General features: G+C 47.5%; 7 protein-coding genes. 3 read left to right on the forward strand and 4 right to left on the reverse strand.

Annotation, left to right across the window (positions count from 1 at the left end; translation table 11 throughout):
• Positions 1-9,957, reverse strand: a 9,957-nt coding sequence (locus BM100_RS00005; RefSeq protein WP_092507006.1) for a two-partner secretion domain-containing protein, incomplete at its 3' end; no start/stop codon positions are given.
• 61 nt (positions 9,958-10,018) lie between these two features.
• Positions 10,019-11,818, reverse strand: a complete 1,800-nt coding sequence (locus BM100_RS00010; protein ID WP_092507007.1) for a ShlB/FhaC/HecB family hemolysin secretion/activation protein — start codon at positions 11,816-11,818, stop codon at positions 10,019-10,021.
• A gap of 364 nt (positions 11,819-12,182) precedes the next feature.
• On the opposite strand from BM100_RS00010, the gene BM100_RS00015 reads away from it, so the two are divergent.
• Entirely contained in the window at positions 12,183-12,962 is a 780-nt protein-coding gene (locus BM100_RS00015) for a hypothetical protein (protein ID WP_092507008.1), read from the forward strand.
• 288 nt (positions 12,963-13,250) lie between these two features.
• Positions 13,251-14,177, forward strand: coding sequence for a hypothetical protein (locus tag BM100_RS00020; protein WP_092507009.1), 927 nt, complete (start codon positions 13,251-13,253; stop codon positions 14,175-14,177).
• A gap of 159 nt (positions 14,178-14,336) precedes the next feature.
• On the opposite strand, the gene BM100_RS00025 is transcribed toward BM100_RS00020, so the two are convergent.
• Together BM100_RS00025 and BM100_RS00030 are read right to left on the reverse strand one after the other, a co-directional pair.
• On the reverse strand, positions 14,337-14,795 hold the full coding sequence (locus BM100_RS00025) for a GNAT family N-acetyltransferase (RefSeq protein WP_092507010.1): 459 nt from the start codon (positions 14,793-14,795) through the stop codon (positions 14,337-14,339).
• Positions 14,796-15,488: a winged helix-turn-helix domain-containing protein gene (locus BM100_RS00030; protein WP_092507011.1), complete on the reverse strand. Its 693-nt coding sequence runs from the start codon at positions 15,486-15,488 to the stop codon at positions 14,796-14,798. It abuts the gene before it with no gap.
• Between the two features lie 74 nt (positions 15,489-15,562).
• Here BM100_RS00030 and BM100_RS00035 point away from each other — a divergent pair, with 74 nt between their 5' ends.
• Positions 15,563-15,886 carry an antibiotic biosynthesis monooxygenase family protein gene (locus BM100_RS00035; protein ID WP_092507012.1) on the forward strand — a complete coding sequence of 108 codons (324 nt, stop codon included), beginning with the start codon at positions 15,563-15,565 and terminating at the stop codon, positions 15,884-15,886.
• The last annotated feature ends 19 nt before the right edge of the window (positions 15,887-15,905 follow it).

Raw genomic sequence — 15,905 nt, forward strand, 5'->3', positions numbered from 1 at the left:
CCCAACGCCCACGCTGCCGCCCTGACTGCTGTTTTTGCCACGGGTAGTCTGGGTATTTTCCGCAGATTCAAGGACGATATCCTGTTTCGCGTCCAGTGCAACATCATGCCCCGCTTTCAGGCCACTGCCCTGAATATGGATATTGCCGCTGTTTTTCTCCGCCTTATCCCCGGTAGCGATGATACGGATGTCCCGCCCTGCATTCAAGTTACTGCCCTGTGAATCGGTGGTATCCACCCGGGTGTCGGATTTCGACGCCTGACTGCCGTATGAGAGCTGAATGCCAATGACATCATCTGGTTTTTTTGCATCACCGCCCGCTTGGTTAATAGCGTCCGCCTTGGCTGAATTCGCTTCACTGAGCTGGTATGCCTGATAGCTTTGAGCACCAGATAATGCAGCCTGCGTGCCTTTCAGTGCTTTCAGCCTCCCGTCACTCTCTTTTCTGGCCTGTTGTGCCGTGCTAACCGCGGTATTGAGCGCACTGCCCACCGAGCCAGACAGTGCCAATGTCAAACCAGACTGTTTCGACTCGAACGTTTCTTCCCGAGTACGCTTGTCATACCCCGGATCGATCTGCACGCTGTCACCGGTAATGCTGAGATCCTTACTTGCCACCAGATCAGCGCCACTGACATGTACTTGGTTACCCGCAGTGATGCTCACATCGCCTTGGTTGCTGCCCACCGTGCTAACGCTCTGACTTTGCGTCGTGCCGTTTTCATTGACTTCATGGCGAGTGGATTTACTGCCCACGGTGAAACCAATGCCACCGCTGCTGAGCAACCCGCTTTTTTTCTGCTCTTCCAGCAAATAGTGGGTCTGGGTTTCGGTAGCAGCAGTGATGTCTACGTTATTACCCGCCTGCAGAGTCACATCCTTATCACCAACTATTGCCGAACCACTCACAGCAAGGTCATTGCCTGCCGTAATACTGATACTGTCACCACTAAGCAAGGTACCCTTCTCACGGGTGACATGGTCTTTCTGTACTGTGTGGGTCTTGCTGGTTGACAGAAAACCTCGTTTCTCCGAACGGGATTCCGAGAATAGGTAGTCACTTTCAGTGGCGCTATTGAGCGTAATGTCCTTTTTCGCCTGCAATGTCAGTTCACCTTGTTCACTGTGCAGTGTACTGCCGGTAACCGTGATATCACCTTCACTGGCCGTAATCGAAATACCGTCACGTCCGCTGAAAGTACTTCCCACCACATTATTGCTGACGGTTTCCATTTCCCGCTGGCTTTTTTTACTGCCCTCGCGCTTGCTCTCGCTGTCCTGATCCGCCACGCGCTGACGAGCATCTTTGATAGTCACCGATTGGGCGCTCAACCCAATGCTGCCGTACTGGCTGTCAACCTGAGCTCCTTCCGCTGTCAGATTTTTTCCCGCCTGAATAGCCACACCTTTGCCACCACTCAGTGTACTGAGATGCAATCTCTCTTCCTCACGGCTGTTACTCACCGATGAAGTGTTGCTGTTGGCTTCCAAGTGTGTGTTGTTGGTAGTGGTTTCAGCCAGTAAATTCACATTACCACCCGCCTGCAACCGGGCGGAGCCTTCCGCTTTGACTTGGCTTCCTTTCAGGGTAATATCCTGTCCGGCGGTCAGGTTCAGATTGCCACCTGCGTTCAATGTACTGCCCAACGCCTGTTGCCATTCACCGCTGACTTGCGCCATACGTTTTCCAGCCTCTTCTATGCCGTCACTGGTTCGGTTACCCATGGCTCCTGAGATGACCTCAAAACTACCCGTTTTGCTGCTTTTGGCTGCGGTGATATCCAGATTGTTGCGCGCATGCAGATTGAGATTTTGCTTGGCATTAAGTTTCGCACCTTGCAGCTGAATATCTCCACCTTTGAGGCTAAGTTCGCGGGCACTCATTGATGCTTGACGCAGTGCATCCTGAAGATTAGTACTCATCTTCAGGCTGTCCGCCTGTACGTCAATACTGTCTGCACGAATCTCTCCGCTTTGGTGCAGGAATTGAGACGCGTCAATGTTCAGTGCTCGGTCGGCAAACAGATTGCCGGAATTATTAAGGCTGTTCGCTGATAGCTGTAGGTTGCCTCCGGCAATCAGAGCGCCATCGCCAGTGAGCCGCAATGTGGTATTGGCCAGATAGACTTTGGGAACCCATACTGTTTGTGGACCAGTTGCAGTATCCACTGTCTCACTCACCAGCCAGACAATATCCTGCTGCAGCGCCGCAATCTGTGCTGGTGTCAACGCCACGCCCGGTACCAGATGAAAGTCTTGTGCTACGCTGGCACCATTGTTCATCAGGGCCTGATATTGTGCCATTGCATCTTCGCCGCGTACGGAGGGACGCCCCGTCAGTTTGAGCATCTGCTCACGCACTAATCGTTGTTCATAGAAACCATCACCCAGTCGTTTATGTACCTGCGCAGGGTCATACTTCACCTGCTGCAACAAGTAATCGCTGCTGATAAAGCGAGTTCGGCTGGTAAAGCGCTCATCAGTCACCACCAGATAAGGGCTTCCTTCTGCCGGATGTTGCCGGAACAGGCCGTTATTGGGAACAGATGTGCCCACTTTATCGAGTCGTTGCTTATTGGTCAGAGCCAGCTCGGCTGGAGTAAGTGGTTTATCTACCGATGTAAGTTCTCGCTTGAATAACGAGAGTAATTGATCATCCGATATAAGAGGTTGATCAACTGACGTAAGTGTTCGCTTGAGTAGCGTAAGTAATTGATCGTCCGAAATGGATGATTGATCAGTAGATGTGAGTTTGCGCTTGAGTGGTGTGAGCAATTCCTTGAGCGACTCCAGCTTCGCATCCTTCGCTTGCCATGTCACATCATCCACTGTCACCGCCAGCGGATTGCGCTCCCATTCCACACGCTCAGCTTCCGCCGCCTTTTGAGCGGCTTCAACAACGCTGATTTGCGCCTGATTGACCGTCGTATTTTCCAGATGTGCCCCACCGATGGTGACATTACCGTTCCCGCTTATAATCGCATCAATGGTAGCCAATGCTGTGGTTTCATCAGTGTTGTGTGTCGGATACCAATGCCGGGCATCCTGATCGTAGTGGTCAACAAGGAGTTCCTGACGGCGTTCGTTCACTGAATAGCCCTTATTGGTGATTTTGCCATCGCCTTTTACTGATAAATCTCCGTTAGCACTGACGGTACTGGCATCATTAAGCAATTCATCCGTGATATTCAAAACCATTTTGCCGCCCGCCAGAATATGTGCTGCGATACCTTCTGACACCAATTTATCCCGTGTTACTGTGCCCGTTGACGAACGTTCACGGAAGTTGTTGTAGTCGTTTACAAAGGGAATATTGGCAATGTCGAGATGTTCCTTCGGATCCCACTGCTCAATTCGCCCTCGGTTATGCTCGCGCCAGATGGTATTGTGATAAGGTGTTGGTGGATAAATTTTCATCAGAATAAATGACATACCCTGACGATGGCCGCGTGTCTCATAAAACGTCATGTCGTAACTGCCATCGTGACTCGGTGTCAGTGCCAGATAATTCACCCATAACTTACGCAGTTGCCCTTTGTTATCCTTGACCCGTACCTGTGCACGTTTATTGGCTGCATCAATATCCGATAAGGTGCCATATATGTTGTTTTCCACGGCCGTATCATCGTTGAACGTTAGGCGTTGGGTAGTCGGCGCTATAGTCGTTGGGTCAAAATTCATCCCTCCCCCGTAAGAACGCCAGTAATAGTTGTAGCCGTGCCATTTGATATCGTTTTTTTCCGCTTCACGCTCAATTTTAAGCCCTTCACGCAGATTATTCAGTCGCTTGGCTGTGACCCATCCATCCCCATCCGCCTCAATACGGCTCGCTCGGTTTTCAATCAAGTCATCACTGCTTAGATATAGGTTGCCGGCGCTGTAAATCAAACTCCCATCACGGTTGATCAGGTGCTCACCGGCGTGCAAATCCATGCGTTCAGTCGCAGCGATGACAGCATCTTTTCCATGGTTATCAATCAAACGACTACGCACCGTAATGCCATCACTCATGATCGTATTGGTATTGTCCAGCTTGTCGCTGGTCAGCGTCATGCTGTCGGCTTCCAGACGGTTTTGGTTAAGCAGCGTGCCGGTTGTCAGCTTCAACACTTTTCCGACTAACGTCCCCACGTTAGTGAAATGGGTACTGTTTACAGTCAAATTCCCCGGCAGCAACCAATCAGCCTCATTAGTGAGTTTCCCGCCGACAGAGAAAATCAACGCGCCGTTACTGCTCAACGTATCACCCACACGATGGGTGTAATCCTGCTGTACCGTAAGCGTCAGTCCTTTCTGGCTAAGTAATGTTCCACCTTCATTATTCATGGACAGAGTATTGGCAGTAAGCTGATTTCCACTTTGAACCAGACCGCGCTGATTGAGCAATGCCAGCATGGAAGATGTGCCCGTGTTAATATCGAGCGATTTGTTAGCTAGGATATACCCTTGCTGGTTATTCAACCGAGTGAGGTTAGATAGTGTCAGGGTACCGGCGCTTTGCAAACGCCCTTGGGTGTTGTCCAGTTTACTGGCTGTGACTTCGGTGCGCGTAGTCCCCAATAATAATCCGCCTTGGCTGTTGTTCAGCTGATCGCTCTGCACAACCAGCGCATTCTGGCTCGTGATTTTTCCTTTTTCATTATTATTGAGTTGAGTGCTGTCGAGCCACATATCCCCAGTTGATATCAGCTCTCCGGCTTGGTTGTGTATTTGTTTACCATTGAATGTCAGTGTACCACCACTGTGGATCTTGCCCTTCTTGTTGTTGAGTTCATTAATGCGGTAAGAACCATTACCTTGGCTAATAACCGTACCTTCCGGGTTATCAAACTGAACCGTGGTAAGATCGAGTTTCCCCTGACTGCTGAACACGCCTTTCTGATTATTGATCTGTCCGGCTGATATCGATTGATCTCCGTTACTTCTCACTGTTCCCTGAATATTGTTCAACAGGCCCACAATACTCAACCCAAGTTGCTGTTTGCTGTCTATCGAACCCATTTTATTTGCCAGTGACTGAGCATTTAGCTGCATGCCTTCACTGCTTCTCAGTTTACCTTTATGGTTATCCAGCGCTTCGCTCAAGGTCAGTTGTATTTTTTTCTGGCTATCAATCAGGCCGCCGGATGTATTATTCAGGCTCTTAGCTTTCACTATGAGATCGCCGCCGGTGAGCAATTGCCCACCTGCATTATTCAATTTGCCAGCGGCTATATCTTCGGTGGTGCCGTGTACATCCAGTCGTCCCTGAGCGCTGATTTTACCGGCCTGATTATCGATATCCTGCGTAACACTCAGCTTCAGCGCCTTCGCTGATTGTAATGTGCCTTTTTGGTTGTCCAGCGTACTCACAGTCAGTGTTGCATCATGCAAGCTCAACACGCTGCCTTTGCTGTTGTCAAACTGTTCGCCCGAGGCGGACCAACTGCTTTGAGAGCCTATCCACCCCTGAGAATTGAGAATGTTTTTCGCACGCAAGGATTGCGCTAGTTTGCTGAAGATATGACCTTTATTGTTATTCAGTGCTTGAGTGAACTGCATGTCCAGCGAGTTTAATACCTGAATTTCTCCCTGCGAGTTAAGTAGTTCCAGAGCACTTATTTTAGTGTGTCCGTTGCTAGCTATTTTCCCGCTTTGGTTATCCCAACTGCCTGTCAAATCCAACGTCAATCCCTGTTTACCCAGAATTTCCCCTTTCTGGCGGTTGGTTAGCTGCCCGCCCTTCAGTGACATCACTCCTTCACTAAATAACCAACCTGCGTCATTATTCAGTGAACTATCCGCTTCCCCTTGCCAACTCAGCCCTTTCTTTGCCGTCAAAGTGCCCGATTGATTAATGACTTTACCTAGGCTTTTAAGCGTCAGATCGCCTCCTGATTGGAGTTTACCGGCTGTATTATCAAGGTGATGCGCGGAGACGATAACTTTCTTACCGCCTTGTGCTATTCCGTTATGGTTATCCCAATTGCTCCGAGTACGAATATCCAGTGTATTAGCCGCCTCAATAAGTCCATTCTGATTCTCAATCCCTTTCTCCATGTCGAGCTCAAAATGCCCTGTGCTGACTATATTGCCTTTTGTATTATTCAGATTTTGTGCCGTCATCTTCAGGTTTTCACCTTGGATGTCACCGGACTGATTATCGACTTTACCACCTGCCTTCAGAGTCAGCTCTTTTACAGCCAGCAGTTTGCCCTGACCGTTTTGGATATCGGCACCCAACGTGACATGCAATGCTGACTGGCTCTGCAATGTACCGCGCTGGTTATTGATACTGTCACCTGCATTGACGGTCAGCGCATGTTCGGCCAATACCTGACCATCACTGTTATCAATATGATGAGCGGAAATATCAACCTGTTTACCACCTTGTGCTATCCCGCTGCGGTTATCCAGCTTGCCTTTGGTGCGAATATCCAGCGCGTCACCGGCTTCAAGCAGCCCGTGCTGATTGTCAATCGCCTGGTGATTATCAAGCAGTAGGTGCCCTTTGCTGACGATTTTCCCCTTCGTATTGTCCAAGCGTGGTGCCGTCAATTGTAAGCTTTCACCTTGGATATCACCGGACCGATTCTCGATACTGTCCGAAGCATGCAATGTCAGCAACTGACCAGCCGACAGTTTCCCGTCGCTGTTATCAATGTGGCTGGCTGAGATTTTCACCTGCTTGCCGCCTTGTGTGGTGCCACTGCGGTTATCCCACTTGCCGTCAGTGCTGATATCCAACACATCATCGGTCTGAATGAGTCCGTGCTGATTATCAACCTGTTGCCGGCTGTCAAGCTGCAAACGTCCTTTGCTGACAGCCTTGCCTTTGGTATTGTTCAGGCTTTGTACTGTCAGTTGCAGGTGTTCGCCTTGGATATTACCGGACTGGTTATCGGCTTTACCACCTGCCTTCAGAGTCAACTCTTTTACAGCCAGCAGTTTGCCCTGACCGTTTTGGAGATCGGCACCCGACGTGACATGCAATGCTGACTGGCTCTGCAATGTACCGCGCTGGTTATTGATGCTGTCACCTGCATTGACGGTCAATGTGTGTTCAGCCAACACCTTACCAACGCTGTTATCGATGTGGTGGACAGAAATATCAACCTGTTTGCCGCCTTGTGCTATCCCGCTGCGGTTATCCAGCTTGCCTTTGGTACGAATATCCAGCGCGCCACCGGCTTCAAGCAGCCCGAACTGATTGTCAATCGCCTGGTGATTATCAAGCAGCAGGTGTCCTTTGCTGACGATTTTTCCCTTCGTATTGTCCAAGCGTGGTGCCGTCAATTGTAAGTTTTCACCTTGGATATCACCGGACCGATTCTCGATACTGTCCGAAGCATGCAATGTCAGCAACTGACCAGCCGACAGTTTCCCGTCGCTGTTATCAATGTGGCTGGCTGAGATTTTCACCTGCTTGCCGCCTTGTGTGGTGCCACTGCGGTTATCCCACTTGCCGTCAGTGCTGATATCCAACACATCATCGGTCTGAATAAGTCCGTGCTGATTATCAACCTGTTGCCGGCTGTCAAGCTGCAAGCGTCCTTTGCTGACAGCCTTGCCTTTGGTATTGTTCAGGCTTTGTGCTGTCAGTTGCAGGTGTTCGCCTTGGATATTACCGGACTGGTTATCGACTTTACCACCTGCCTTCAGAGTCAACTCTTTTACAGCCAGCAGTTTGCCCTGACCGTTTTGGATGTCGGCACCCGATGTGACATGCAATGCTGACTGGCTCTGCAATGTACCGCGCTGGTTATTGATACTGTCACCTGCATTGACGGTCAATGTGTGTTCAGCCAACACCTTACCAGCACTGTTATCGATGTGACGGGCAAAAATATCAATCTGTTTGCCGCCTTGTGCTATCCCGCTGCGGTTATCCAGCTTGCCTTTGGTGCGAATATCCAGTGCGTCACCGGCTTCAAGCAGCCCGTACTGGTTATCAACCTGTTGCTGGCTGTCAAGCATCAAACGTCCCTTGCTGATGGCCTTACCTTTGGTATTGTTCAGGCGCTGTGCAGTCATTGCTAGATGCTCGCCTTTTATCTCCCCGGATTGGTTATCTACGCTGCCACTAGCCTTTAAAGTCAGTGTTTTGCCGGACAATAATTTGCCCTCAGAGCTGTTCTTGATATCGCCCCTCGACTCAACGTGTAAATCTGACTGGCTCTTCAATGTGCCATGTTGGTTATTCAGACGCCCAACATCAAGTTGCAGACTGCCGTTACTACCCACCGTACCATCGGTATTGTTCAGCTGCTCTTTCACCTGCCAGTGTTGCTCAGTATTGTCGAGCGCCACCAATTGCCCTTGCTGATTATTCAAAGAACCGACATTGAAGCTAAGTTGCTTGGCTTCAATGGTACCTTCAGTATTATCAAGTGCGCCAGTCAGTGCAAAACGGCTTTCTCCTGCATCAACCTGAGACCAAACAGATTTTTTGTTGAACAGATTATTGCCATCAATGTTCCAGCGGCCGGCTCGTACCTCTGCTTGCAGTGCCTCAATATTGCCCTTGGTCTTCACGGCAAAATGTCGGCTGTCAACTTTCGTCTGTCGCAAGCCAACACCGCCGGCTTGTGCCGTAATCACAGCGCGATCAGACGCCAGCCGGCTTTGGCTGATATCCACCCGCTGACCAGTCAAATTGACATCACGTTTACTCAGCAGGCTGCCGCTTGCTTGGATATTTCCCTGACTTGTCAGTGTTAAATTTGCTTCATGTGTCAGTGTACTGTTGATATCGCTGCCTGCCAGCAAGTGTCCACTGCTCTGAATGTCTCGCGCAGACGTGAGCTGGATATCACCAGCCGCCGCCAACGTGCCGGACTGCTTAACACTACCTTGGCGACTTTGTATGGTAAGCTGTTCTCCACTATGCAATTTGCCATGATGTTCAATGTCATCTCGGGCAGCAATGTTGATGTTTCCTCCAGCTTGAGTGACAGCCTGCTGCGTGTTCGATTGCCAACTAAGCTTTCCTTCGCTGCTGACTGTCAATGTTTTCCCAGCCTGCAGGTGCCCTCCCTTATTACGTACGCCAACACCCGCTTCGGTACCTATCATGCGGATATGGCCACTGTACATGCCCCCCATCTGTCCCATATCTATCGCCAATTCAGGAGCCTTGCTGTCAGGGCTCAACGGTGTCACTGTCTTGCCGTCCGAACTGATGTGATTGCGCCCCGCCACCACGGCGAGTTCCTCTTTAGCCCAGATACCTGCATTGACCTTCACTGCCCGCGCCAGAATATCGACATATCCGGTATCATGACGAGGATCACCATTGAGCCCGCCGCCTTCAATGCTCACCATACCGCGCTCAACCTGATATCCAGCCAGGCTGCCATCTGCGTTCAGTTGCGGTTTGCCGGTCGTCAAAGTCATGCGCCCGGCATTGATAGTGCCGCACCCGTTGCACACTATTCCCGACGGGTTAGCTACAATCACCTGAGCTCGGCCACCAGCCACTTCCAGAAACCCCTGTAGCTGGCTGGGTTTATCACTATTGACCTCATTAATAATGAACCTTGCCGGTGCCTTATTCGGATCGAGGCGGGGGTTGCCTTGTATCATTCCCGCCAGTTGGGTAGAGGTCATCACTGCCGAGTTGTTGAGGATGGCTCCCCGCTTGTCAACATCAAACTGTTGATAGGGATTATGTGATATCCCAGCCTGGTTAGGCGCATTGATATTGACCTGTGGCAGGCCATTCTGGGTTGTTATTACTTCCGGGCGTTGGGCAGAAGCTGCCTGCCTGTCAGCGATAATACCATCAGCCAATGCCTGCCCGGCAAACAGTGCAGCCCCCAGCAACCAAACCGCGCGGCGCACCGTCACCCACAAGCGTGATCCCCCTGTACCACGGCGTTGACCTGGTGCGGTACTACAGCTGCGAGCTAATTCTGATACAACACGCAACTCACCGTGCGTGCGACTGTAAATGAGGCTATAACACTGTTTGTTCATAAATCATGTTCCGACTAAATAAATAAGAACAACATGACCCTGCGATAAAGACGGCAGGTCATTAGATTTCCAGATTGATGCTGAAACCACCGCTCACACCCGGAGTATGAAAACTCTTTGGCTTGTAAAATGGCACGCCGGCAAACAGGTCATAACTGAACCTGTTCCACAACGTACCTCGTACTCCCAAGGCTCCCCCAGCCAATTGATGCCCGACGAGATGACGGGTACCCGGTCCATCCACACGGCCATAATCCACAGCCCAATAAAGTTCGTGCCCATGCGACAACACATTCCAGGCCAGCTCATTACGCCAAAGCAGCCCTTTTTCACCCGATAGCGACTGCTCGCCGTCAAACCCACGCACGGTATAACGTCCGGCAATAGTCATTCGATCCTGCGGTGTCAACGGATTCGCGCTCCACTGCCAGCGCATTTTCGTGTTATAACGCCAAGGCTGTTCGCCCCACTTAAAAGGCATATTCAAGCTGACATCGCCTTGTACAATTCCGGTGCGGGCACTGCCGCCGTGATAGGCTTCTTCAGGTGCCCTCAGCGCACCAAATGCACCAGTACCCCGCTTCCAGTTGATGCTGGCATCCAGTGTGACATTGCCGAGATAGCTGCGCTGACTGAGCCCTAACTCCCAGCCAGCAGTACGGCGGCGTTGCTGTTCTATCTCGATGCTTCCCACCGTATTGGTGGAATGGCGGCGAAAAACCCGCATATTGAGGGTCGTTTTATGGGATTGGTTGCGAAATAACAGCCGGGACGCGCTGAATTGCGCATTTTCACTCTTGCCACTGTAAGACAGTATTTCGTTGGCATTGGCTATATTCTGGTGGTAGGTATAGTCGTTGTAGTTTGCAGAAAAAGTCCAATAACCAAAGGGGAAGATATAGTTAATGGTACGGGAGCGGTTACCGAAGGGGCCATGATCAAAAAGATCCTTGCCGATGTTGGCATAGAACAGATCGTTCTGGGCAAAAGGGGCATCAATAGCCAGAGTCGCAGATCCCAAATAGCGACCTGTACTTTCAGCCCCGCTGTCATCAAACCCCAGACTAAGCCGGAACGGTCGACCTTCTTTCCAACTGACCAGCAGGTCACTGGTTGCCTCCTGCTGGCCCGGCTCGATTTTAATATCGGCCTCAACATTGGGCACTCGTTTGAAATTTTCCAATGCCTGCTCGATATCGCGCAGGTTCAGAATATCTCCGGGTGCGGCTGGCATCGCATTCCATAAACGCCCACGCCAGGAGGTCGCCTCATTAAAGCGGATGTCAGCAATGCGACCGGGTTGAACAGTCAACGTTAATACACCTCCGGTCAGATCTTGCTCTTGCACCATTACACGGGTAGTAACATAACCTTTTGCCAGAATAGCATTCTGCACTTTGTTGCTGACCTGCAAAATTCCCTGCCCGCCCAGACAGTGCCCCTTGGCATCCTCTGCCGCATCCAGTGCCCACTGAAAACGGTGAGCTGAATCACCTTCCAAACGCAACGTGTTAATAGTAAAGCAGGGATTTTCGTTAGCAGGATAATCAGACAACTGCACATCGGGGCGTGTAAGACGAACATCAACGTCAGGTGTTTGTTGCTGCTGCAGAGCTTGCTGCCTTTCCTGCTGCCTGAGTTGTTCTTTCGCATCAAGAGCCGCCGCACTGTCTACCGAATTATCGGAAAAAGGTACAGCACCCCTCACCGAGGATGTATTAACATCCAAACGTGGTTCTATTATCTGTTGTTGCAGTTTTTGATGAGTAAAAGATTGATCATCAGCCTGCACGGGATAAACGGCGAATATAGACCATCCGGCCAGTCCGGCGATTATGTTGCGGGAAGTTATTTTTGGCATCATTAGACCAATAGAATATTTAAATATTCTTAATATTAAATGGTGGTATGGTTAGGTGGGTGATTATGGTTAATATCATTTTACTTTCAATCAAACCGATCACAAATCAATCAAAAAGATGCAAAATCTGGCTAATTAGCCATAATAAGTGAACAAAATGGTTATTGTTTAGTGTTGTTACTACATCAAACTCAAAAAAACTTATCTTACCATCTCAACATTGCCATAAGATTCATTAATTAAAAAACTCATCTATTAGGATAACAATATAGAAAACGGTAATATAAAGAAATTCCAAATCACAACGAATACCCAAAATAACACTAAACAAAAACATTTAATCATTCACAAAGAGGATTCGAAAATGACCATTGAACAAATTTTGCAAAATACTATGCGAGAAGCACAATCGATATTTAAGGGCAAATCACATAATATAAGTTATTATGATATAAATATATTACCTAAAGAGAAAAGAAAGCCTTACACAGAAAAGGAGATGGAACGTCGAGTCAATAGCTTCAGGAAGCTACAAGAGGAATTATTAATAATAAGATATTCTAGCGAAAAAATATACAATGAACTTATTTCAGAAAGAAGCAGAAATTTAGTCGGAAATTGCTTTTTCTTATCCATTTTTGTTTTGCAACATTTTATAAAAACATACAAGCAAAGACTTTGTCAGTTATTCTATCCACCTGATATTGATTTATCCAAATTAACCTCATTGTTGAGTCTACAACTCATTGTAACCAATAAACCCTATAACCATGTATTTGTACTTATCTGCCCGCCAAGTTATATCTTACCGCAGCGAACAATAGGCGAAAAATATAACCCAAATGAATTTCCAAAAGGCGCTTGGGTTTGCGATCCTTGGGCGAATATCGTATGCCCAGCCCACGATTATAATAATGCTTGGAAATTCAGAATGGCAGAATGGAACGCCAAAGGAAAAACAGTTCTTATAGAACGCACCAAAACAAAATATAATGAAAATTTAAATTATTCTCCATTAGGTTTCTATAATTATATGGCAATACAGGAAAGTAAAAAAAACATTGATGAAATTATCATCTTATATCCAGATGGAAAGACTAAAACAAAAAACAGTCATTCAAGTTCAATATGCAATTTGATTTGATTTGCCAAAATTAATACATTTCATCTTCTCCTTATCACTAAACTAATTATTAATTGATTAACTAATTTTATCAGCGAGTAAAACAAACTAAAAAATCAAATAACATTATTATGTTCTGATTGAGAAAAAACATTATTTAAATTTTAATTTCAGTACATATAATCAGGATAGCAAAGGCCATTTAATGCCTGTTTTAAACTAAGTCACATTAATAGGATTGGTTAACTATGTATAAAGCATTTTGCAAGGAGCGCACTATCTCATAATTAATATATTAAGGGGAAACTGATGACTCATAAACCGCCTCACTCTCCCAAAATACAAAAGCTGTCATGGGAAGCCAATGATGCGCCGCTTTTTATCGTTCTTGGGCAGTCCAACAGTTATGGTCACGGTACACAATTGCTACCGGATGAGAGGATCATCCAAGGTCTGAGCAATGTTTTTACCTTATCGTTGCCGGAAGTCTACAGCATCAATTTTACTACGATTAATTGGACTGGATTAACCAGCTTTGGCAATGCCAATATTGGCGCACCTGTCGGTTTGCCGCGTGGTAATCAAGACCATCCCTACAATGCCGCCAATCGTTTCGCTAAATTCTGGCAAGATCACATTGATCAAGGCAATACACTGAATTTACCAAACCTTTATGTGATTCTGATGGGTTATGGCGGGCAAGGAATGTATTTGGGTAATCCTCCGGATAACCGCTGGGCACCAGAGCGTGATCCTAACGATGTGGAATCTCTCTATCCCCGGGCAATAAGAACGTTACGCATGGCCATCAAATCATTACGTAAGATGGGCAAGAATCCGCGGATTTTAGCTGTGCATTGGAACCAATGGGAGGCAGAAACAGAAAGTTTGGAGGCAGCCAAGGCAGCAGAGATAAACTTTACCCGCATCATCACAGGAATTAATCATGCCATTGGTTCTCACTCTGTTCCGTGGCGGCTATATTACCCTCTTTCAGTTGCATTCGATCCCCTTAATACCAGCTATGTGAATGAAGCCATTAACGATGTTATTGCCACCGATCCTCAACACCGTACTCTGGTCGATGCGAGAAATTCACCCAATTACACGGGGATCCCTTCTGAATATGGTGTCTTTATTCCCGATGAAATGCATTACGATGGCAATACCCAAAGCTGGTTTGCCCAACAGGAATGGGAACTGATTTTATCCGGCTACTGCGGCATTCAATTATAAATTGCATGATATGGTGGCTTATCACCATATCATGATTTTCTTTGCTTTTTAGCCATACGCAATGGATTTCAAATTGCATCGCGGCGGCAAGGGAACGAATTTGAACAGTCAAAAGCTGGCCTCCGGTGAGAGGCAGTTTGAAAGACAAGTGTATCTATTTTATGGGCGATGCCAAACCATAGTGATATCCATTTCCCCGGTATGTTCATCCATCCCCATTTCATCCTCAATGAAACCTTTTTGCGTGTAAAAATTTCTGGCTTGTATATTTTTTGCATAAACTTGGAGCAGCAAGCTATTGCGGGATGAAAAAGCATGGTCAAGTAAACGGGCGCCTATTTTTTTCCTTTGGAAATCAGGAGAGACGAAAATAGCCGCTATCACATCGTCAACCAGGCTAATAAAGCCGACAACTTGATTATCAACAGTTGCAATCATGGTTTCTGCTTGAGGAAGATAAACGTCTTTCATCTCTTGTTTGCCTGATTCCCAATAGGTTACAGGAATAAAGTCATGGCTTTTAATTGACGCTGAAAACCAAATATCAATCACTGCGTCTATATCATTTTCCAATTCAATGGGACGCAGGATGACATGATGCAAAAGTTTATCGCTCATTTATTTTCTCCTTTCATTTATCTTAAATCGCTGTTCAAGTATCCGTTTTCCTGATCCGGTTAAGACTAACTCTCGGCTATCTAATTGCCTGATGGCCCATTTTTTCTTTAAAAACGTATCAAGTAAGGCTGCCCCTAAAACGCCACCGAGGTGAAAATGCCGTTCACTCCAATCAAGGCAGGAGCAAGCGAATTTCCTCCGTGTGGACGTTTTTTCTGCATAATTTACCCCAAGGGAAAACAAAAAATCCTTGCCGTCCGGCGTTAATTCGTAATGCTCTGTCATCCAATTGTTCACCAACAAGCTATTGTGGATTTTGACCGCGATTTCCCCTGCCATATGGTCATAACAGGTTCGGAATAAACGCAATGATTTTGGTGTTGAAATCCGGGCAATATCTGCTTGCCCGTCATGGGCAAAACGCATCATATTTTCCAGCAATTCTGCGACTTCTGCCCTGTGGATCTTAAAATAACGATGCCGTCCCTGTTTGACACAGATGATTAGTTCTTCTTCTGTCAGACGATTCAGATGGGCGCTAGTTGTTGATGGCGTGACATCAGCAGCAGCACTCAGTTCTGTCGCGGTATAAGCCCGTCCATCCATCATTAAAAACAGCATACGGGCACGGGTGCGATCAGCCAGCAATGCCGCCGTTGTTGCCACTTTTTCTTCAAGGCTAAATTCATACATACTTTGATAACCAACGAAGTGATTATGATTTCAGCAAGATAACTTAAGGTTTCTTACCCTGCAAGGAGACAATGATGCTCGCTGTCATATTTGAAGTTGAGATCGCAGAAAACCAAAACGCACAATATTTTGATACTGCGGCTGCACTCAGGCCGTTGTTAGACAATATTCCCGGATTTATTTCCGTTGAACGCTTTCAAAGCCTGAATAAAAATAATAAATACCTTTCACTCTCCTACTGGCGTGACGAAGAATCGATACAGCAGTGGAGAAATACTGTCCAACACCAGGAAGCACAACTATTAGGACGCAATGGCGTTTTTGCAGATTATCGGCTGCGGGTTACCGCCATTATTCGGGATTATGGGATGTATGATAGGGAGGAAATGCCGACGTGAAGGAGGTAGGTATATAAAG

This window comes from Xenorhabdus mauleonii (assembly GCF_900113945.1).
Classification (GTDB): domain Bacteria; phylum Pseudomonadota; class Gammaproteobacteria; order Enterobacterales; family Enterobacteriaceae; genus Xenorhabdus; species Xenorhabdus mauleonii.

What these genes read in the sequence shown, in the direction of transcription:
- BM100_RS00035 (WP_092507012.1), top strand. Translation starts at nt 15,563, where the DNA reads ATGCTCGCTGTCATATTTGAAGTTGAGATCGCAGAAAACCAAAACGCA.
- BM100_RS00010 (WP_092507007.1), bottom strand. Translation starts at nt 11,818, where the DNA reads ATGCCAAAAATAACTTCCCGCAACATAATCGCCGGACTGGCCGGATGG.
- BM100_RS00015 (WP_092507008.1), top strand. Translation starts at nt 12,183, where the DNA reads ATGACCATTGAACAAATTTTGCAAAATACTATGCGAGAAGCACAATCG.
- BM100_RS00020 (WP_092507009.1), top strand. Translation starts at nt 13,251, where the DNA reads ATGACTCATAAACCGCCTCACTCTCCCAAAATACAAAAGCTGTCATGG.
- BM100_RS00025 (WP_092507010.1), bottom strand. Translation starts at nt 14,795, where the DNA reads ATGAGCGATAAACTTTTGCATCATGTCATCCTGCGTCCCATTGAATTG.
- BM100_RS00030 (WP_092507011.1), bottom strand. Translation starts at nt 15,488, where the DNA reads ATGTATGAATTTAGCCTTGAAGAAAAAGTGGCAACAACGGCGGCATTG.